The 21045-nt window shown below is 57.9% G+C and carries 20 protein-coding genes; 19 read left to right on the top strand and 1 reads right to left on the bottom strand.

Features of this window, described 5'->3' with window-relative positions:
* The 10 genes from L379_RS10275 to L379_RS0124120 all read left to right on the top strand — a co-directional run bounded on the left by L379_RS10275 (position 1) and on the right by L379_RS0124120 (position 10701).
* Positions 1–1239: a DotU family type VI secretion system protein gene (locus L379_RS10275; protein WP_003859963.1), complete on the top strand. Its 1239-nt coding sequence runs from the start codon at positions 1–3 to the stop codon at positions 1237–1239.
* 2 nt (positions 1240–1241) lie between these two features.
* Positions 1242–4862, top strand: a complete 3621-nt coding sequence (gene tssM / locus L379_RS10280) for a type VI secretion system membrane subunit TssM (RefSeq protein ID WP_032653921.1) — start codon at positions 1242–1244, stop codon at positions 4860–4862.
* Positions 4863–4878: 16 nt separating this feature from the next.
* Entirely contained in the window at positions 4879–5595 is a 717-nt protein-coding gene (tagF, locus tag L379_RS10285; protein ID WP_015570330.1) for a type VI secretion system-associated protein TagF, read from the top strand.
* 11 nt (positions 5596–5606) lie between these two features.
* Positions 5607–6623: a type VI secretion system protein TssA gene (gene tssA / locus L379_RS10290; protein WP_032653920.1), complete on the top strand. Its 1017-nt coding sequence runs from the start codon at positions 5607–5609 to the stop codon at positions 6621–6623.
* Between the two features lie 75 nt (positions 6624–6698).
* Positions 6699–7223 (top strand): type VI secretion system contractile sheath small subunit, encoded by a 525-nt coding sequence (gene tssB, locus L379_RS10295; protein ID WP_008502644.1) that lies wholly within the window; start codon positions 6699–6701, stop codon positions 7221–7223.
* A 3-nt stretch (positions 7224–7226) separates the two neighbouring features.
* Complete coding sequence (gene tssC / locus L379_RS10300; RefSeq protein ID WP_006810956.1) at positions 7227–8726, top strand: type VI secretion system contractile sheath large subunit; 1500 nt, start codon at positions 7227–7229, stop codon at positions 8724–8726.
* 65 nt (positions 8727–8791) lie between these two features.
* Positions 8792–9298 (top strand): type VI secretion system amidase effector protein Tae4, encoded by a 507-nt coding sequence (locus L379_RS10305; RefSeq protein ID WP_032653917.1) that lies wholly within the window; start codon positions 8792–8794, stop codon positions 9296–9298.
* Positions 9295–9720, top strand: a complete 426-nt coding sequence (locus tag L379_RS10310; protein ID WP_032653915.1) for a T6SS amidase immunity protein Tai4 family protein — start codon at positions 9295–9297, stop codon at positions 9718–9720. The genes L379_RS10305 and L379_RS10310 overlap by 4 nt, the downstream gene beginning before the upstream one ends.
* 180 nt (positions 9721–9900) lie before the next feature.
* Positions 9901–10383 carry an Hcp family type VI secretion system effector gene (locus L379_RS10315; RefSeq protein ID WP_014884229.1) on the top strand — a complete coding sequence of 161 codons (483 nt, stop codon included), beginning with the start codon at positions 9901–9903 and terminating at the stop codon, positions 10381–10383.
* Between the two features lie 75 nt (positions 10384–10458).
* Complete coding sequence (locus L379_RS0124120; protein ID WP_050597040.1) at positions 10459–10701, top strand: hypothetical protein; 243 nt, start codon at positions 10459–10461, stop codon at positions 10699–10701.
* A 108-nt stretch (positions 10702–10809) separates the two neighbouring features.
* Here L379_RS0124120 and L379_RS10320 read toward each other — a convergent pair whose 3' ends face one another.
* Positions 10810–11790, bottom strand: a complete 981-nt coding sequence (locus tag L379_RS10320; RefSeq protein ID WP_001575870.1) for an IS5-like element IS5 family transposase — start codon at positions 11788–11790, stop codon at positions 10810–10812.
* A gap of 110 nt (positions 11791–11900) precedes the next feature.
* Here L379_RS10320 and L379_RS10325 point away from each other — a divergent pair, with 110 nt between their 5' ends.
* The 9 genes from L379_RS10325 (at position 11901) to tssG (ending at position 21012) form a co-directional block, all read left to right on the top strand.
* On the top strand, positions 11901–12647 hold the full coding sequence (locus L379_RS10325) for a hypothetical protein (protein WP_369797632.1): 747 nt from the start codon (positions 11901–11903) through the stop codon (positions 12645–12647).
* Between the two features lie 56 nt (positions 12648–12703).
* Complete coding sequence (locus L379_RS10330) at positions 12704–13057, top strand: hypothetical protein (RefSeq protein ID WP_096152387.1); 354 nt, start codon at positions 12704–12706, stop codon at positions 13055–13057.
* Between the two features lie 90 nt (positions 13058–13147).
* Complete coding sequence (tagH, locus tag L379_RS10335) at positions 13148–14923, top strand: type VI secretion system-associated FHA domain protein TagH (protein WP_017384296.1); 1776 nt, start codon at positions 13148–13150, stop codon at positions 14921–14923.
* On the top strand, positions 14920–15717 hold the full coding sequence (locus L379_RS10340) for a PP2C family protein-serine/threonine phosphatase (protein WP_003859969.1): 798 nt from the start codon (positions 14920–14922) through the stop codon (positions 15715–15717). The genes tagH and L379_RS10340 overlap by 4 nt, the downstream gene beginning before the upstream one ends.
* A 16-nt stretch (positions 15718–15733) precedes the next feature.
* Positions 15734–16720 (top strand): hypothetical protein, encoded by a 987-nt coding sequence (locus L379_RS10345; RefSeq protein WP_032653907.1) that lies wholly within the window; start codon positions 15734–15736, stop codon positions 16718–16720.
* Between the two features lie 9 nt (positions 16721–16729).
* A complete protein-coding gene (locus L379_RS10350; RefSeq protein WP_017384294.1) occupies positions 16730–17542 on the top strand; it encodes a type VI secretion system accessory protein TagJ in 813 nt (270 codons plus the stop codon).
* Positions 17535–18098 (top strand): type VI secretion system baseplate subunit TssE, encoded by a 564-nt coding sequence (tssE, locus tag L379_RS10355; RefSeq protein ID WP_015570336.1) that lies wholly within the window; start codon positions 17535–17537, stop codon positions 18096–18098. Before L379_RS10350 ends, tssE begins: the two co-directional genes overlap by 8 nt.
* A gap of 2 nt (positions 18099–18100) precedes the next feature.
* Positions 18101–19972: a type VI secretion system baseplate subunit TssF gene (gene tssF / locus L379_RS10360; RefSeq protein ID WP_023296775.1), complete on the top strand. Its 1872-nt coding sequence runs from the start codon at positions 18101–18103 to the stop codon at positions 19970–19972.
* Positions 19969–21012, top strand: a complete 1044-nt coding sequence (tssG, locus tag L379_RS10365) for a type VI secretion system baseplate subunit TssG (protein WP_032653904.1) — start codon at positions 19969–19971, stop codon at positions 21010–21012. Before tssF ends, tssG begins: the two co-directional genes overlap by 4 nt.
* Positions 21013–21045: the final 33 nt, after the last annotated feature.

Genomic DNA, 21045 nt, shown 5'->3' with positions numbered 1-21045 from the left:
ATGCAGGAACGACAGGATACCGGCAGTGATGCCGTGTTTACCGGAGCCAGTGGGAACAATCAGCTGGTGGCGGCCGCCAATCCGCTGCTCAATGCGATTCCGCAAATCCGTCATTCGGTTTCCCACGACGATCAGGTCGGGCTGCGCCAGCGCCTGATTGACGAAATTCGCCGTTTCGAAGTGCGATGCCAGCAGGCGGGCTTACCGTATGAAGTGATTGTCGGCGCGCGCTACTGCCTCTGCACGGCGCTGGACGAAGCCGCCGCGCTGACCCCGTGGGGAAGCAGCGGCGTCTGGTCAAGCAATGGTCTGTTGGTGACGTTTCATAACGAAACCTGGGGCGGTGAGAAGTTTTTCCAGCTGCTGGCGCGTCTGTCGCAGAATCCGCGCGAACACATTCTGCTGCTGGAGATGATCAACTACTGTCTGCTGCTCGGCTTTGAAGGCCGCTACCGCGTGCTGGACAATGGCCGGACCCAGCTTGAAACCATTAAACAGCGCCTGTGGCAGATGATCCGTGGCGTGCGCGGCAGCTACCCGCCGCCGCTCTCGCCGCACCCGGAAGATCGCCCCGTTCTGCGCAAGCTCTGGCGGCCGATGATCCCTCTTTGGGCGTGCGTGGCGCTGGTCGGCTTTATCGCCTGCCTGTTCTATATCGTGCTGAACTGGCGTCTGGGTGATAACACCAGCCCGGTGCTGGCGAAAATTTACCAGTCCCAACTGCCGGAAACCACGATCCAGCAGCCTGCGCGTCAGCTGCCGGCGGTGCTGAACCTGCGCGGCTTCCTGAAACCAGAAATTGATGCCGGTCTGGTGGCCGTTAAGGATGAGGCGGATCGCAGCGTGGTGATCCTGAAAGGGGACGGACTCTTTGCCTCGGCCTCAACGGTGGTGCGCGATCGCTATGAGCCGGTCATCGACCGCATCGCCCAGGCGATGAATAACGTCAGCGGCAAAATTCTGGTGGTGGGGTACAGCGACAACGTGCCGATCCGCAGCGCACGCTTCGCTTCTAACTATGAACTCTCGCTTGAGCGCGCCCGTTCGGTGCAAAAACAGCTCCAGGGTAGCCTCTCGCAGCCTGAGCGCGTCAAAGCCGAAGGGCGGGGTGAGATCAACCCGGTAGCGCCTAACACCACGCCTGAAAATCGCGCCCGTAACCGCCGCGTAGAGATTACGCTGCTGGTATCGCCTGACAATACCCAGGCCGAGCTGAACGGATTGCCGCAAGGAAACTAAGGATGCTGACAACTCTACTTTCTATACTGACCAATCGCATTCTGTGGAGCTTCCTGGGCGTAACGGCGCTCGCGGCGGTCATCTGGATGATTGGCCCGCTGTTGTCCATCGTGGATACCCGGCCCCTTGAATCAGAGCAGAACCGCGTCATCAGCATTGCGGTGGTCTACCTGATTTGGGCCCAGAGCCACATTCTGCCGCGGCTGTATAACGCCTGGCTGAACCGTAAGCTGATGGACAAGCTCAACGAAAATACCACCAGCCCGGAGGCGGCCGATCCGCAGAAACGTCTGAACAGCGAGGAGCAGATCCTTGCCGGGCGTTTCGATGAAGCCGCCCAGATGCTGAAAAAAGCCCACTTCAGCAAAGCGGGACATGGCGCGCAGTGGACGCAGCGCTTCAGCACACAGTACCTCTATCAGCTGCCGTGGTACGTCATTATTGGCGCGCCGGGTTCAGGTAAAACCACCGCGCTGGCCAACTCCGGGCTGCAATTCCCGCTGGCGGATCGCTTCGGTAAAACCGCGCTGCGCGGCATTGGCGGCACGCGCAACTGTGACTGGTGGTTTACCAACGAGGCGGTTCTGCTGGATACCGCGGGGCGCTACACCACTCAGGAGAGCGAGCAGGTTCAGGACGCTGGGGAGTGGCTGGAGTTTATCAACCTGCTGCGTAAATACCGCCGTCGCCAGCCCATTAACGGCGTGATTATCACCATCAGCATTTCCGACCTGCTTTCGCAGTCCGCTGAGGCCTCGCGCCAGCAGGCGGTCAACCTGCGCCAGCGTCTCTCCGAGCTGCATGAACAGCTGGGTATTCGCTTCCCGGTGTATGTGATGGTGACCAAAGCGGACCTGCTTAAAGGCTTCCGCGCCTGGTTTGCGGATTACGACAAAGCCCAGCGCGACCAGATCTGGGGCTTTACGCTGCCGTGGGAGCAGACCAAACACGCTGATTACGACCTGATGGGCAACTTCCAGCAGGAATTTTCCCTGCTGCAACAGCGTCTGGACGCCGGCCTGCCGGAAACCATGCTCAAAGAGCATGACGCCAAAACCCGTGCGGAAGCCTATCTCTTCCCGCAGGAGTTCGCCGCGCTGCGTCCGCTGCTGGCAGACTACCTGAGCACGGTCTTTGCCCGTTCAAACTTCGAAACCGAATTTTCGCCGCGCGGCATCTACTTTGCCAGTGGCACTCAGGAAGGGATGCCGTTTGACCGCGTGATGGGCGAGCTGAACCGCGCGCTCTCCTTACCTGAAGGGGGGGAAAGCACGCGCTGGGATTCGGTGAGCAAAGAGGCGCCGATCCCGGGCGCGAAGGGCCAAAGCTTCTTCATTAAAAACCTGCTGCAAAACGTCATTTTCCAGGAAGCGGGCATCGCCGGGGAAAACCGCTGGTGGGAACTGCGCAACCGCGCGGTGATGTGGTCCGGCTACGCGGCGCTGCTGGCCCTGCTGGTGATCCTGGGTGGCCTGTGGCTGACCAGCTACGCCAAAAATAAAGCCTATCTGGAAGAAGTGGACGCAAAAGTGCCGATGCTGGAGCAGCAGAGCAAGGCGCTGCAAAACCAGCCCCAGCGCGATCTGTTTGCGCTTCTGCCGCTGCTTAACAGCCTGGTGGATCTGCCGAAAAGCAATGCCTTCGACGTTAACGACCCGCCGGTTTCCCGCCGCATGGGGCTTTATCGCGGGGATGACGTCAGCGATGCCTCGCAGTCTCTGTACCAGAAGGCGCTGGATCAGATGCTGCTGCCCGCCGTGGCAATGCACATTACCACCTGGCTGCGCAACGACAACGGCAGCGACGTGGAGTACAGCTACGAGGCGCTGAAAGCCTATCAGATGCTCTATCAGCCGAAGCACTATGACGGCAAATTCCTGCACTCGTGGGTGATGCTCAACCTGCAACGCAACCTGCCGCAGAACGTGACGCAGGCGCAGCTTCAGGAGCTGGAATGGCACCTGACGCAGCTGCTGGAGCCAAAAATTCAGGCTTCACCGTATGCGCAGGATGAGGATCTGGTGGCACGTGAAAGGGCGCTTATCAACCAGCAGCCGCTCTCAACACGCGTATATGGCCGCCTGAAACGTCTGCTGGAGCATGATGAAAACCTGAAGCCGGTTTCGCTTTCAGATCTCGGCGGCCCGCAGAGCGAGCTGGTGTTTTCCCGTAAAAGCGGCAAGCCGGTGAGTGAGGGCGTACCGGGCCTCTATACGCCGGACGGCTACTGGAAGAGCTTCAACGACCAGATCGACAGCGTGACCACCGCCCTGCACGAGGACGACGCCTGGGTACTGGGAGCGACCACCGCCCAGGAAGATAAACAGCAGATCGACAACGCCGTGCGCCAGCTCTACATGCGCGACTTTATCGTCAACTGGGATCGCTTTCTCGCTGACATTCAGCTCAACAACAGCGCCGATCTTTCCCAGCGTATTAACACCGCGCGCCTGCTTTCAGGCTCCAACTCGCCGCTGCGCCGTCTGGTGCTTAACCTGAGCAAGGTGCTGACCCTGTCGCGCACTGCGCCTGCGCCGGAAGATGCGCAGAAAGCGGAAGACCAAAGCAACCGCGCCACCCGCACGCTGGAAGCGCTGTTCAGCAACGGTGACAATGCCCCGACGCAGGGCGCGGTCGTGACGCAGGCGCCTGAGCAACTGGTGACCGACCACTATGCGCCGATGATTGAGCTGGCGCAGCCGCTGGAGAAGGGTGGCAAGACCATCGTCTTTGACGATTTTCTTAAGCAGGTTGACGAGCTTTATCGCTACCTGACCGCCGTTCAGGATGCGGCAAACAGCGGTATGCCCGCGCCGGGCGGCGATGCAATCAGCCGCCTGCAAGCCAGCGCGGGACGTCTGCCGGGCGGGCTGCAAACCATGTTCAGCAATATGGCCGTCGGCGCCAGCAGCGATACCCAGCGTCGCGATCTGGAGAACGTGCGTAAGCGCATTAACGTGGAAGTGGGTGGGTTCTGCCGTCAGGCGATTGCCGGGCGTTATCCACTGGTGCGCAGCGCCAGCACCGAGGTGACGCCGGACGATCTCGCCCGCATGTTCGCGCCGGGCACCGGACTGATGGACACCTTTTTCCGCGACAACCTGACCAACAAGGTGGACACCACCCAGGCGAACTGGCGCTTTATGCCGGGCATCGACGGTAAAACGCTGCCGGGCAGCGAAGGGCTGTTGCGTCCGTTCCAGCAGGCGCAGTCTGTCCGCGATGCCTTCTTTGCCAACGGCGCGACCACGCCATCCTTTAAGGTCACGGTGCGCACCGTGCGGATGGACAACACCATTCTGAACCTGACGCTGGACGTGGACGGCCAGCTGCTGCGCTACAGCCACGGCCCGCAGGCGGTGCAGATCATGAACTGGCCGGGGCCGGGCGGGACGAACCAGGTGCGTATGCAGCTCGGTCTGACCAATGGCAGCACCGCAACGCTGGTAACTAACGGTTCCTGGGCTCTCAACCGCTTTTTCGACAAGGCGCGCACCAGCCCTGGCGCGGGTAGCCTGAGCCGTCAGGCGACCTTCAACGTCGACGGACATCAGGTTACGCTGGAGTTTGCCCCGAACAGCATCCGCAACCCGTTCCAGCTTCCCCGTTTCTCATGCCCATAACCGCAAGGACAGCCGTATGACGAATACCCCTGCGATGAACCGTTATAGCTGGTATGGCAAATTACCCAGCGCCGGAGATTTTTTGCAGCGTCGCTTTCCGGATACCCTGCAACGCCAGTGGTCGCACTGGTTCCAGGTCGGCCTGCTGGCCTGGCAACAGGAAGAGCAGCGCAGCGGCGAGCGCCCGTTTTCAAAAGCCCCGGTGTGGAACTTTGTCGTCCCGCCGATGCTCGGTAGCCAGATGATTCAGATGGGCTGCCTGCTGCCGGGCCGTGACAGCGTAGGCCGCCACTATCCGGTATGCCTGCAACTGAGCTTCACCCCCGCCGAGTGGTCATCCCGCCTGCTCGGGCAGGCTGAGAGCTGGTACCAGCAGCTTGGCCGTCTGGGGCTGCACGCGGTGCGTAACAGCTATTCTGCCTCCCAGCTGGATGAAATGCTGATGACCATCCCGGCGCCCCAGCCGGTTGAGCCGCAAAAGCGTTCCGACATTCTCGACGTGATTGGCTATGACGACGATGGTCAGAGCACGCTGGGCTGGCCGCAGGCGGCGGAGTGTTTTGATCCGCTGCGCCAGACCAGCTACTGGTGGACAAACCGCTGCGACGGCTATCCGCTGTACACCCACGTCCACAGCGGTAACTTCACCGGGCAGCTCTTTACGCTGCTGTTCGATCCGGCAGGCGGCGCCCGTCCGGGCCGCCACGGTCTTTACCCGCCTATGTTTGAATAAGCAGGGATCTTATGAATATCGATGAATTTCTCGCGCCGATAAGCCCCGATACCCCCTGCGGTGAAAACCTGGAGTACGACGCTGATTTCCAGGCCATGGGGCAGGCCAGTCAGGGCAAAGCCGAGCAGCAGTTTGGCGACACTATCATTCCGGCAGAGCCTGCCGACTGGAATACGGTGGAAAAACTCGCCACCAGCCTGCTGGGACGCACCAAAGATCTTCGCGTCATGCTGGCGTTAACCCATGCCTGGACACGTCGTCGCGGGCTGGCAGGTTACGCCGACGGGCTACTGCTGGTGCAGGAAGCCCTGTCCCGTTACTGGGAGCAACTTTACCCGCTGCTGGAAGAGTATGGCGAAACCGATCCGTTCTACCGCATCAACGCCCTTGCCGGGCTGAGCGATAAATCTGACCTGACGGTCGCGGTGCGTAACGCCTCACTGCTCCGCTCAAACGGCGATGAGATTTCGCTCCGTGACGCCCAGGCGCTGCTTGACGGCAGTAAAACCGAGTGTCCGGATTATCCGGGCGGTCGTCCACGACTGATCGATGAGCTGGCCCGGGGCGATCAGCCTGGCACCGAAGCGGTAATCGTGATCAACGAACGCCTGCTGGCCATCCGCGAACTGCTTACCGGCTATCTCGGGGAAAGTGGCGTACCGGAGATGGAACAGCTGCTGAAAACCGTCGGGCTGGTTTCCAGCGCCTGTCAGGTGACCGATATCAGCAAGCTGCTGCCGACCCGTGACGCGCAGGCTGAACAGCATGCCGAGCCGCAGCCGGTGGCCGCGTCGCCCGTTCAGCAGGTGACGGACTGGCGCAGCGTGCAGGTGACCAGCCGCGCCGACGCCCAGCTGATGCTGGAAAAAGCGAAACAGTATTTTGCGCAGTACGAACCGAGTCACCCCGCGCCGCTGATGATTGAACGGGTGCAGCGGCTGTCTGAACTCAACTTTATGGACATTATTCGCGACCTGGCGCCAGACGGCGTTAACCAACTGGAAAACATCTTTGGACGCCGCGAATGACGCGTCCTGGCATTATGACGACAGGCATGGAGTCTGCCGTTTCACCTTCACCGCGCATCTTTGATGGAGAACATCATGGCAATGAGTAACAGTGGACAGAAATTCATCGCACGCAACCGTGCTCCCCGCGTGCAGATCGAGTACGACGTAGAGATCTACGGCGCAGAACGCAAAATTCAGCTGCCGTTTGTGATGGGCGTTATGGCCGATCTGGTTGGCAAGCCGGTGGAAAACCTGCCAGCCGTCGACGAGCGTAAGTTCCTGGAAATCGACATCGACAACTTCGACGAACGCATGAAGGCGCTGAAGCCGCGCGTGGCGTTCCAGGTGGATAACACCCTGACCGGCGAAGGTAAGCTCAACGTCGATCTGACCTTCGACAGCATGGACGACTTCCTGCCGGACGCGGTGGCCCGCAAAGTAGAGCCGCTGAACAAGCTGCTGGAAGCCCGTACCCAGCTCTCCAACCTGCTGACCTACATGGACGGTAAAAACGGTGCGGAAGAGCTGATCGCGAAAATTCTCCAGGATCCGACGCTGCTCAAATCCCTGAGCCAGTTGCCAAAAAATGACGAAAGTGCGAAAGGTAGCGAGGAATAATCGATGAGCAACCAGACTCAACAACACGATCAGCAGGCGGGCCAGGCGTTCAGCCAGGACGAGTTCAGCGCGCTGCTGAATAAAGAGTTCCGCCCGAAAACCGATCAGGCGCGCTCTGCCGTAGAAAGCGCGGTTAAAACCCTGGCGCAGCAGGCGCTGGAAAACACCGTGACCTTCTCAAACGATACCTACCGCACCATTCAGAACCTGATTGCCGGTATTGACGAGCAGCTTTCACAGCAGGTGAACCAGATTATTCACCACGAGGAGTTCCAGAAGCTGGAGAGCGCCTGGCGCGGGCTGAGCTACCTGGTGAACAATACCGAAACCGACGAGATGCTGAAGATCCGTTTTATGAGCATCTCCAAGCAGGAGCTGGGCCGCACCCTGAAGCGCTACAAGGGCGTGGGCTGGGACCAGAGCCCGATCTTCAAGAAAATCTACGAGCAGGAGTACGGCCAGTTCGGTGGCGAGCCGTTTGGCTGCATCGTGGGCGACTACTACTTCGACCACAGCCCGCAGGACGTTGAGCTGCTGGGCGAGATGGCGCGCATCGGCTCTGCGGCCCACTGTCCGTTCATCACCGGTACCGCGCCGGGCGTGATGCAGATGGAGTCCTGGCAGGAGCTGGCTAACCCGCGCGACCTGACTAAAATCTTCCAGAACACCGAATACGCTGCCTGGCGTTCACTGCGTGAATCAGAAGATGCCCGCTATCTGGGTCTGGTGATGCCGCGCTTCCTGTCGCGTCTGCCGTACGGCATTCGCACCAACCCGGTCGACAGCTTCGATTTTGAAGAGCAGACCGACGGCGCGAACCACAACAGCTACTCGTGGGCAAACGCTGCCTATGCGATGGCGGCCAACATCAACCGCTCCTTTAAAGAGTACGGCTGGTGCACCTCGATTCGCGGCGTGGAATCCGGCGGGGCGGTGGAAAACCTGCCGTGCCACACCTTCCCGAGCGATGACGGCGGCGTGGACATGAAGTGCCCGACCGAGATCGCCATCAGCGACCGTCGTGAAGCGGAACTGGCGAAAAACGGCTTTATGCCGCTGGTTCACCGCAAAAACTCCGACTTCGCCGCCTTCATCGGCGCGCAGTCCCTGCAAAAACCGGCCGAGTACCACGACCCGGATGCCACCGCTAACGCGCGCCTGGCCTCCCGTCTGCCGTACCTGTTCGCCTGCTGCCGTTTTGCTCACTACCTGAAGTGCATCGTGCGCGACAAAATCGGCTCCTTCCGCGAGCGCGAAGAGATGGAACGCTGGCTGAACGACTGGGTGATGAACTACGTGGACGGCGACCCGGCTAACTCCTCCCAGGAAACCAAGTCCCGCAAACCGCTGGCGGCGGCGGAAGTGCAGGTGCAGGAAATCGAAGACAACCCGGGCTACTACGCCGCGAAGTTCTTCCTGCGTCCGCACTACCAGCTGGAAGGTCTGACCGTTTCCCTGCGTCTGGTATCTAAACTGCCGTCGCTGAAGACGAAGGACGCGTAATGATAATTGCCGCCGGGGGGCCATGCCCGGCGTTAGCTTTATAGTATGGAAATTTGAGAGGAAATATGACCGCGAGACCTTCGTTTGTTGCTGCCTGGGCGGCGGCAACACGTATTTACGATGCAAATAATTCTATTGGCAAAGTTAAGCAAGTTATCGGCGGCAAAGTTAAGCACAACTTCGAAATAGCGCCAGATGAGGGCGGGTGGTCAAATAGTTGTGCCGTACGGATGAGTTATGTTCTTAACTATACCGGGCATCCCGTTCCGCGTATTGCAAATCTCACGGTATCCGGTGCTGATAATAAATGGTACTTCTACCGCGTAAAGGATGTCATTGCCTGGTTGACGCGTCAGTGGGGTAAACCTGACATGATCGTGAGTTATCCTTCCTTACCCGTTGAGCAATTAGCCAACAAAAAGGGCGTAATTCTGTTTGAGGTACAGGGCTGGAGTGACGCCGCAGGTCATGCAACATTCTGGAATGGTTTAACCTGTTCGGATCACTGTTATTTCAATGCGCCGGAGACGAATTACACGACGACCAAAGCTAATTTTTGGGAGTTGCCATGAAAAAAATGATTGCTAGTCTACTGTTGCTCACCAGTTCCGCCTCTGTGTATGCAACTGACGATCCGGTGTCGTTTGTCAAAAAAATGCCTTATAAGCAAGTTGTTAAAGACGTTGTTTTTTCTCGCTGCCTGGCACAAGTTGCAGATGATAACAGCCAGTTTTCTCTGGATGCAGCCCGTAGCAGTAGCGCATTACTGGAATGGGTGCCTTTCGATATTGAAAATGGCAATGACAAAATTAATGCCCTTATTAATAAATATAAAGGCGCAACCAATGCCTTTCATTCTGAGAGAAAACCCGATGTAAAAGGCGTAACCTTAAACTGCCTGCGTCTTTATCATAGTGACGAACTTAATCAACTTGCTCCTCAATTAATCATCGGAAATCCTGACCGCACCTGGATTCAGGATAATCCACAATAGTATAAGACTTCACATTCTTTCCTTTCGTTCAGGGGGAATGTAAGACTGTCAAATGACACGGGTCGTTTGATATGAGGCAGAGGTAAAATATGGACGGTTTTATTCAGCCCCATGCTTTCCTGTTTGCCATATAAGGGCTTTTTCGAAAGCAATATTGTTCATCCACGAAGAGTAGATATTATGGCTATTGATATGTTTCTGAAGGTCGAGGGTGTTACGGGCGAATCTAAAGATTCTAACCACACCGGCTGGACTGATATTACCTCCTTCTCCTGGGGCGCGTCCCAGCCAGGTAATATGAGCGTTGGCGGTGGCGGCGGTGCCGGTAAAGTGAACTTTAACGATCTGCACGTTAACGCTCTGATCGACAAATCCACTACAGCAATCCTGAAACACTGCGCAAGCGGTAAACACCTGACCAAAGTTGAACTGTCCGTCTGCAAAGCGGGTGGTCAGCAGGTTGAATACACCCGCATTACCCTGGAAGACGTTCTCGTGACTTCCGTTCAGTACACGGGTGCAGACAACGGCGATACCGTTGGCGTGACCTATGCATTCCAGGCTGCGAAAGTGAAACAGCAGTACTGGGAGCAGACCACTGCCGGTGGTAAAGGTGCTGAAAGCAGCGCTGGCTGGAACATCAAAGAAAACAAAGAAGCGTAATTGCGCGCGTGACCGGGGAGTTTTCCCCGGTCATTATTTATAGAGACTTAATTTCGTTTGCAAAGGGATGTCAATATGAGCGTAAAATCAACGGTTGCTCCTGGTTATTGTGTTGTTCAGCAGGCTGGTACGTTAGATTTCCAGGCAAGACTACTGTTCAATAAACCAGACAGTGAAGCGGCACGTTATTTTATGCAAGTGAACAGGGACACACGGTGGTTAAAACCCGGGCAAATATTGATCCTTAATGCTCCGGGTGCTGAAAATGCGGTTCAGCTAAGGAAGGTGCGAATAAGCGGGGAAATTCTTCTCGGCTGACTCAGTCATTTCATTTCTTCATGTTTGAGCCGATTTTTTCTCCCGTAAATGCCTTGAATCAGCCTATTTAGACCGTTTCTTCGCCATTTAAGGCGTTATCCCCAGTTTTTAGTGAGATCTCTCCCACTGACGTATCATTTGGTCCGCCCGAAACAGGTTGGCCAGCGTGAATAACATCGCCAGTTGGTTATCGTTTTTCAGCAACCCCTTGTATCTGGCTTTCACGAAGCCGAACTGTCGCTTGATGATGCGAAATGGGTGCTCCACCTTGGCCCGGATGCTGGCTTTCATGTATTCGATGTTGATGGCCGTTTTGTTCTTGCGTGGATGCTGTTTCAAGGTTCTTACCTTGCCGGGGCGCTCGGCGATCAGCCAGTCCACATCCACCTCGGCCAGCTCCTCGCGCTGTGGCGCCCCTTGGTAGCCGGCATCGGCTGAGACAAATTGCTCCTCTCCATGCAGCAGATTACCCAGCTGATTGAGGTCATGCTCGTTGGCCGCGGTGGTGACTAGGCTGTGGGTCAGGCCACTCTTGGCATCGACACCAATGTGGGCCTTCATGCCAAAGTGCCACTGATTTCCTTTCTTGGTCTGATGCATCTCCGGATCGCGTTGCTGCTCTTTGTTCTTGGTCGAGCTGGGTGCCTCAATGATGGTGGCATCGACCAAGGTGCCTTGAGTCATCATGACGCCTGCTTCGGCCAGCCAGCGATTGATGGTCTTGAACAATTGGCGGGCCAGTTGATGCTGCTCCAGCAGGTGGCGGAAATTCATGATGGTGGTGCGGTCCGGCAAGGCGCTATCCAGGGATAACCGGGCAAACAGACGCATGGAGGCGATTTCGTACAGGGCATCTTCCATGGCACCGTCGCTCAGGTTGTACCAATGCTGCATGCAGTGAATACGCAGCATGGTCTCCAGCGGATAGGGCCGTCGGCCATTGCCCGCCTTGGGATAAAACGGCTTGATGACAGCGGTCATATTCTGCCATGGCAGAATCTGCTCCATGCGGGAGAGGAAAATCTCTTTTCGGGTCTGACGGCGCTTAGTGCTGAATTCACTATCGGCGAAGGTGAGTTGATGGCTCATGATGTCCCTCTGGGATGCGCTCCGGATGAATATGATGATCTCATATCAGGAACTTGTTCGCACCTTCCCTAAAACAATTACAAAATGCAAAGCAAAAGGTTAATGGAGCATTGGCAGAACTGAATACAGATGAAGCTAATTTCTTTAACAAGCATTTTAGTACCATCGCAGCATTAACTAATTTTATGGATAAATCTCTCGGGGTGGTTGCTGATGCAGGTGAAAGGTACTTTAGCGAAATAGAAAAGAAATTAAAAGCTATCGAACTGGCTTATCAAAATCAATACAGAACGCAAGGCACATTGATCGGGCAGCAGTTTTTTGTTGAAAGGCAAAAACTTTTTTCTGAGCTGGACGTTTTATTAAATAAGCTGTCCAGACTAACGCTGAAACTGAAACCTTATGAAGAAATCAAGCACGCTTTAGGTTTATCAAGCAGGTCAATTGTCCACGAATGGAGTACTGCGGGTGTTGCCTCGATACGAGGGTATTCAACATATGTAGACAATGCTTCAAAAGCTGCCCGTTTTCTGAAAATGGGAGGATGGCTTGCTATCGGCTTCGCTGGTGCAAACACAACCAATGAAGTTTACGATGCCTGTACAGTAGGTAGAGAGCAGAGTTGTTCAAAAGTCGCCGTTAAGAAGTACAGTCAATTTGGCGCCAGTCTTGCGGGCGGGATTTATGGCGGAAAATATGGCGCCATGGCTGGGGCTGGCGTATGTGTTGCATTGGGCGTGGCAACAGGTGGTGTAGGGTTGCTCGCGTGTTCTGTGGTAGGAGCCGCTGCGGGTGGATACATTGGTGGCGAAGTTGCCGGTGGAGCAACTGAATATGTCATGGATAAGCTAAGGTGAATTTAGAAAATATTCTTTTATTTCTGATTGTTGTTTTATTTTTACTTGTCGTAATTATGGACTTCATCAGTTCCCGTTATTTTAAAAAACACGAGGCCGAATATAATCAGCTTCTTTCAGAATATAGGCAAAAAGGCTACGATCTCGATCTGGTGACAAATTACGCATCATTTTTTGGTTCGCTGGCGAACTATCAAAAAATAATCTGGTTTGTTCGTCTTCGCAAAGGCGTGAAGATGAAATTTACCAAAGACAGAAATGTTCAGGACGATGCCTATAAATTCGTTCAGGCTTTACCGGAAGAGAGAATCGGCTGGATATTAAAACTGCATCGACGCTATAAAGCTCAGGCCTTACTTTTTACGCTATGGCTGCTTATCGGCATTATTTTCCTGAATGTAGTCAAATAGCTTTAATCAGCCCTTAACCCCCAAACCCCGCCGTTCTCACCCCCGAGAGCGGCAGCGTTTGAGCGCTAATCATACCAGCAGGAATACGCCATGCGATTCACGATTATTTCTACGAAACCCGGTCATCAGCCGCCGCAAAGCAGCTGTGATTTTTATGCCCCGGGCGGCACCATTGGGCGCGGTACGGATAACAATCTGGTGCTGCCGGACAATGACCGCACCATCTCGCGTTTGCAGGCCATCGTTCACGTCGACGCCAGTGGCGAATGCCGCGTCACGAACCGCGGCAGCGTTACCCGCGTGGTACTGAATGATATCCCGCTGGAGCGTGGGCGTCAGGTTGAGCTTCAGGATGGGGATATTCTCGGTATTGATGATTATCGCATTGAAGTCAGCGAACTCATTCATGACACCCAGCCCGTAAGCCGCATGGCGGCCAGCATGCAGCAGGCGCGCCCAGTGGCGACACCTGCACCAGCGCCGCAACCGAAACCGGCCAGCGCCGCGCCTCGTGGAAAAGCTGAACCTACGGCCGTGCCGTCGGAAATCTGGGACAGCCTGATGCAGGAGTTTTCCATCTCCGACAGCATCTCCAGCAACCGGGCAAAACCACAGCCCGCCGCATCCCACGATCCGTTCTCTCAGCCTGCGGCCCCGGAGCGGAATGCCGAAGATCCGCTGGCAATGTTTAACGACGCCGAACCGTCGCTTGAACGTAAAAACGTTGACCCGGACACGCTGTTTAGCGATGAAGCGTTGTTTAAAAAAGAGAGCATCTTTGACGATGTCACCCCTTCAACGCTGGTACAGCCGGACGAAAGCAAACCTGCCCAGCCAAAGGAAGAGGCGTCGGACGAACTCGATCCGTTAGCCCTGTTTGGCGGGTCGGCGAGCGCACCTGCCGCGCGTCATGATGACCCTCTCGGCCTGATGGGCGGCGCGCCGTTAACCCATCCGGATGAAATCGTGGCCGATAAGCCGGAGCCAAAGCCTGAAGCGCAAGCCGCACAGGAAGAGGATGCGCTGGCCAGCTCACCGCTGTTCGATCCGGAACCGACTGAACCACAGGACGCGCCGCGCGCGGAAGAGGAGCCCGCGCGCCCCGATTACGCTGGCTTCACCATGCCAACGCCGCAGGCCGTGGCGCGCAGCAACGCGCAGGCGCCTAAAGGCCGCCTGCGTATCGACCCGGTTAAAAACGCTGCATCGCCTGCTGCCTCCGCGCAGACCGGCGAGCGGGGCGAGGTGCTTCAGGGCGAACTGCTGGAGGCGCTGCTGGAGGGCATGGGCCTGAGCGAAATGCAGCCGGTACCGCAATTCGACCGGGAAAATATGCGTCAGCTGGGGCAGATCCTGGGCATGTTCTCGCAGGGGACCGTGGCGCTGCTCTCCTCGCGCTCCATCCTCAAGCGTGGGGTGAAAGCCGATATGACCATGGTGCTCGACGATGCGAACAACCCGTTCAAACTGTTGCCGACCGGGAAAACGGTGCTGATCCAGATGTTCGGCACGCCGATGCCGGGCTTTATGCCGCCGACCAAATCGGTGCGTGATGCGCTGATCGATCTCCAGGCACACCAGCTAGGGATGATCTCTGGTATCCGCGCCATTATCGCCGCCATGCTGCAATCCTTTAACCCGGAACAGCTGGAGGAGCAGGCTAAGCAGAACGGGATGACGTCACGCCTGGCGCTGCCGGGCAGCCGTAAAGCCGCGCTGTGGGATTATTTCGTTCGCAGCTATGGCGAGACGGCGGGCGAGATCGAGGACGACTTCCATACCCTGTTTGGCGAAGCCTTCCTCCATGCCTATGACATGGAGGTCAATCAGTACAAAGACTCACAAAGCGGATCGGAAGAAAAATGAATATCGCAACGGCTTCTCTCTCCCGCCAGGGGACGCGCGCCAGCAACCAGGATCAGACGGGAGAAACCATCGGGGAACGTTCAGCCTGCTTTGTCGTCTGTGACGGCATCGCGGGCCTGCCGGGCGGCGAGGTGGCCGCTGAGCTGGCCCGCAACAGCATTATTTCCCGCTTTGACGGCGACAAGCACCTGAATGCGCAGCATATTCGTGACTACGTCCAAACGGCGAACCGCACCATCCTCAGCGAACAACAGGCCGTGCAGGACTATCGCCGGATGGGCACCACGCTGGTCAGCCTGTTTATCGACAGGGATTACCGTCTGGCTTACTGGGCGCACGCCGGAGACAGCCGCCTGTACCTGTTTCGCCGCGGCTGGCTGTGGCATGTCACCACCGATCACAGCCTCGTCCAGCAGATGAAAGATGCCGGGCATCAGACCGACGATCTCAACAGCAACCTGCTGTATCTGGCGCTGGGTATTGAGAATGGCGGACCGGAAGCGAGCTACAGCGATGTCGTGCAGGTTGAGGACGGTGATGCCTTCCTGCTCTGCACCGACGGTTTTTGGCACGGCGTCAGCGAAGAGCAGATGAAGCAGTCGCTGCATATGGTCAATACGCCACAGGAGTGGCTGACCTTAATGAACCAAATCATTCAAAAGAATGCCGAACAGGAGGGCAATGCTCAGGATAACTATACCGCCGTGGCGGTGTGGATGGGCAACCCTCAGGACACCACTTTGCTGCATACGCTCTCTGACGCAGCACAATTTCTTCCCTGCGGAACTGATTAGACACACAAGGATTGATATGAAACTTTGGCTATCGGGTTTGGCTCTTCTGACGGTGGCGACCACCGCACAGGCTGAAAACTTCCGCATCGTGCAGTCTCCTGCGCAGAAGCTGGATATCTGGATCGACAACATTAAAGACAATACGCCGCAAAGCTGGTGTAAGGCGGACGTGGCGCTGCGTATCGTGGCGAACGGCAAGAAAGAGGTTTCAGTGCTGGAAAACTTCGTGCCGCGCCTTGGCTCGCTGCTGGAGCACCAGTGCAGCAAGCTGAATACCCTGAACTGGACGCTTAACGATCCGGAAGGCACGACGCTTGCCCGGGGCACAGCGGCTAAAGCGCAGGACTGGGCGCTGGTGGTGAAGCAGCAGGAGACGGCGGCGGCAACGACCACCACCTCAGGCGCGCTGCTGCCACCTGACCAGAATCCGGAGACGCACACCGTGGCGGCAGATCGTACGCCATGGCAGGAGTTCACCCTTCAGGACGGTTGCCATCTGCGCACCTTCTGGGAGGGCGGTTCCTCCGCGCCAGCGCTGTTTATTCCGGATTCCGACACCACCCGCTGCGGCAACGGCAGCTGGCTCAGCGGCCACACCGTGGTGACGCAGAACCGTAACGGGACGCAGAAAGCGATTCCGGTCACCTACATTCACGGCTTCCCGGTGATGGGGCTGAACAACACGGTCGATCCTGAAAAGGCGCTGATAACCTCCGTCAACAAAGAGCGCATGGTCTTCAGCACCCAGAACAGCGACCAGAGCTGGATGATCCTGCCGTACGACAGCACCCTGAACGGCTGGAAGAGCAACGGCACGGTGGCGGTGGAAATCACCCGTGAGATCGCCAGCGACGACGCCAGACTCCAGGCGCGTATCGCAGAAGTGAAGAAGATCTGGAGCGCATGGGTTGCACCGGGCGCGGAGCTGAACGTTGTTCTGATTGACACGCTGCGTCCGCAGCTGCGCGATCCGGCAGTGGGCGCCTGGCGCGCGGCGAATTAAGGAGGGGCTATGAATACGCTTTATCAACGTCTGGCGGGCGAGTCGATTAGCGACGCGCTGCTTCGCCTGGAAGCCGATATCAAAGCCCGTCCGGCGGATGCCGATCTGCGCGCCGCGTTTGTGCAGTTTCTGATCCTCAGCGGCAACTGGGCGCGCGCCCTGACCCAGCTGAAAAGCTGGCTGGCGCTGAAGCCGCAGGCAAAACCGACCGTAACGCTGCTGGAGCAGGCCATTCAGGGTGAACAGCAGCGGGCGCGCGTGTTCGCGGGAGAGGTACGACCGGCAATGCCCGAGGCGCAGTGGCCGTGGCTGACGACGTTAGCCCAGGCGCTGACCGAAAGCGCCGGGCAAGCGCAAACGCTGCGCCTGGCGGCACTCGAACAGGCCCCGGCAAGCCGCGGGCAGGTCACGCTGGAGAATGAAGAGAGCCACACCTTTGAATGGCTGATGGACGGCGATGCCCGTCTGGGGCCGGTGTGTGAAACCCTGGTCAATGGCCGTTATTTCTGGGTGCCGTTCTGCGCCATCGACGCGATCCGTTTTCAGGCTCCGGCCAGCGTGACCGATCTGGTGTGGCGTCATGCGCTGGTCCGCCTCACGGACGGCACCGAGCAGGTGTGTCAGATCCCGGCGCGTTATCCGTTTGCTGACGGGGCGCCAGACAGCGTTAAGCTGGGGCGCACCACCGAGTGGCTCCCGCTGGACGATGACGGCGCCCTGTATGAAGGCATGGGGCAGAAAGCCTGGCTGAGCGAGCAAAGCGAAAGCCCGCTGCTTACCCTGAGCCTGGTGACATTTACCTCGGATGGTGCGGATGAGTAATCCCGCTGGCGAAGGCGATCTGCTGCGCAGCGGCTGGCAGGCCCGCAGCAGGCAGGAGAAAGTGGGGGCGCGCGACAAAATGCAGCCTTCACTGCTGGATCGCCTGACGGATAACGATCCGGAAAAAAAACGCGAGTCCGCCAACAGCAATCTGATTACCCACGCCGCGCTGCGTCGTAACGTCCTGCGGGATTTACAGTGGTTGTTTAACACCATTAACCACGATGCCTCCAGCGATCTGAGCGGGCTGACGCAGGTGAGCCGTTCCGTCGTGAATTTTGGCGTGGCGCCGCTGGCGGGGAAAAGAATGTCCGATATTGAATGGCACGACATTCAGCGCAAGCTCACCGAAGCGATTATTAACTTTGAACCGCGGATCCTGCCGCAGGGGCTTCAGGTTCGCTGCGTGTCCGATACCTCCTCGTTAGATCTGCACAACGTTCTGTCTATCGAAATCAAAGGTCGCCTGTGGTGCGTGCCGTATCCGCTGGAGTTTCTCTTTCGCACCGACGTCGATCTTGAGAACGGCCATTTTGAACTGAAGGATGCGGGGTAATTATGGAAAGCAAACTGCTCGAATATTACAACCGTGAACTGGCCTATCTGCGCGAGATGGGGGCAGAGTTCGCCGAGCGCTACCCGAAAGTGGCGGGGCGGCTCGGCATGCGCGGCATCGAAGTGGCGGACCCGTACATTGAGCGTCTGATGGAAGGTTTCGCCTTCCTGACCTCCCGCGTGCAGATGAAAATGGACGCCGAATTTCCGCGCTTTTCACAGCGTATGCTGGAGATGATTGCGCCAAATTATCTGGCGCCTACGCCGTCGATGGCGATCGCTGAAATTCAGCCCGACAGCAGCCGCGGCGACCTGAGCAAAGGCTTTATTGTGCCGCGCGGCACCATGATGGACAGCCTGGCGCTGAAAAAGACCGGCGTTACGTGCAGCTATACCACGGCGCACGAGGTGAACCTGCTGCCGTTAAAAATTGAGCGGATCGAGCTGGGCGGCGTTCCCGCCGATCTGCCGCTGGCCCAGCTCGGCCTGAGCCAGCGGGGGATCAGCAGCGCCTTACGGATCCGCATTGCCTGCGATGGCCCGCAGCATCTCGGGCACCTGGACTTTGACCGCCTGGAGTTCTTCTTAAGCGGCCCGGACATCGAGGCGCTGAAGCTGCTGGAGCTGGTGATGGAGCACCACGCGGGTATTGTCTGCCAGACGGTCAGCAAGCAGCCCCAGCGCCAGCTGCTGTCGTCTGACGCCCTGCGTCAGGAAGGCTTTAATGCGGACCAGGCGCTGCTCCCGGACGATCTGCGCAACTTCGACGGCTATCGCCTGTTGCAGGAGTACTTTGCGTTCCCGGCGCGTTTTCGTTTCATCAGCCTGAGCGGGCTGGGCAAGCTGATCCAGCGCTGCGAAGACGAAAAAGCGTTTGATATCTTCATTCTGCTCGACAAGAGCGACGATCAGCTGGAGCGCGTGGTGGATGCCAGCCACCTGGCGCTGCACTGCACGCCGGTGATCAACCTGTTCCCGAAAGTGGCGGCCCGGCAGAAGCTGAGCGAAAGCCAGCATGAATACCACCTGGTGGTGGATAACATCCGCCCGCTGGATTATGAAATTTATGCCGTGAAAAAAATCTATGCCAGCGCGGATGGTCAGCGGGACGACCAGACGTTTCGTCCTTTCTGGAGTACCTGGAGCGGAGACGCGGGCAACTACGGCGCCTATTTTTCCCTGCGCCGTGAGCAGCGCGTTCTCTCCGAACACGCGCTACGCTATGGCACCCGCACGGGCTATATCGGCTCGGAGGTCTTTGTCTCGCTGGTGGATGCGCAGCACGCGCCGTGGCAGGAGAATTTGCGCTACATTTCCGCCGAGGTGCTGTGCACCAGCCGTGACCTGCCGCTGATGCTCCAGCAGGAGCTTGGGCAGTTTATTATGGCCGACTCCATGCCGGTGAAGGCGTTAACCCTGCGTAAAGGCCCGACGCCGCCGCGTCCGGCGCTGGCGGAAGGGTTCAGCACCTGGCGGCTCATCAGCCAGCTGCAAATGAACTACCTCAGCCTGATGGACAGCGAAAACGAAGAGGGCGCTGCCGCGCTGCGTCAGCTGTTAGGGCTGTACGCCAACCTGGCCGAGACGCCGGTTGCCCGTCAAGTGGATGGCGTTCGTCACTGCGTGCTGGAGCCGGTGCACCGTCGCGTGCCTGAACCCGGCCCGGTGGTGTTCGCCCGCGGGATCGGCATCACCCTGACGGTGGACGAACGCGCCTTTTCCGGCGCCAGCCCATGGCTTTTCGGCAGCGTGCTGGAACGCCTTTTTGCCCGCCTGGTCTCCATCAACAGTTTTACGGAGTTCACGCTCAAGAGCCAGCAGCGTGGTGAAATCGGCTACTGGGCGCCGCGCATGGGTAAAAGGGCGCTGGTATGAGTGAAGTTGCCCCTGCAACGCTGCGCGTGCATCGCCTGACGCCGCTGCCCGATGCGTTCTGGCGCGGGGTGCGCGAGACGCCGTGGCGCTATGATCTGTTCCAGCTGTTAAGACGCATTGATGCCCAGGGCGGTGAACGTTACCCGCTGGGGCGCGCGCCGCTGCCTAAATTTGAGCCGCTGCGTATTGGTCAGCAGCCTTCAATGGGCTTTGCGCCGTCAACGGTTGCTGAGGTCCGGCAGCGGGAAGAGAACGGACTGCATGACGTTTCCATCCTGAGCTTCGGCCTGTTTGGTCCTAACGGCCCGCTTCCGGTGCACATGACTGAGTATGCCCGCGAGCGTATTCATCATCATCAGGATCACAGCCTCAGCGCGTTTGCCGACCTCTTTCACCACCGCCTGACGCTGCTGTTCTACCGCGCCTGGGCGGACGCGCAGCCTGCCGTTTCACTGGATCGCAACGACAACAGGCGCTTCGAAGGGTATCTGGCATCGCTGATTGGCATGGGGCAGCCTGCCCAGATGTCGAAAGGCAGCCTGAGCGCGCACGCCCGCTTTACTCACGCCGGGCACCTGACCCGACACGGGCGGGACCCGGAAGGGCTGGAGAAAATCCTGCGCAACTATTTCAACGTGCCGGTCAGGCTGGTGGCCAACGTCCCGCAGTGGATGCCGCTCTCAACGCGGGAGCAGGCACAGCTGGGCGAGGGGCGGCGTATGCCGCGCATGGGAGAGTCCGCTTTTCTCGGCATTGCGGTACGCGACGTGCAGCATAAATTTCGGCTTGAGATTGGCCCGTTGAGCGCAGACGACTACAACCGTTTTCTGCCGGGCGAAGGGTGGGTGACCGAGCTGCGCGACTGGGTGCGACAGTACGCCGGGGTGGAATTTGAATGGGAAACACGGGTGATCCTGCGCGCCGATGCGGTGCAGGGCGCCACGCTCGGTAGCGCCGGGCGATTAGGGTACAACACCTGGCTCGGCCTTCAGCCTCAGCCTGTTCCGCGTGGCGATCTGGTGTATCGCGCAGAGCGATAATCCTTCCGTATACCGAATCATTGTTAATGGAAA

The organism is Enterobacter sp. MGH 33 (assembly GCF_000534535.1).
Taxonomy (GTDB): Bacteria; Pseudomonadota; Gammaproteobacteria; order Enterobacterales; family Enterobacteriaceae; genus Enterobacter; species Enterobacter hormaechei_C.
Note: the sequence above shows the minus strand (reverse complement) of the source record. Positions and strands in the feature narration are given on the sequence as shown.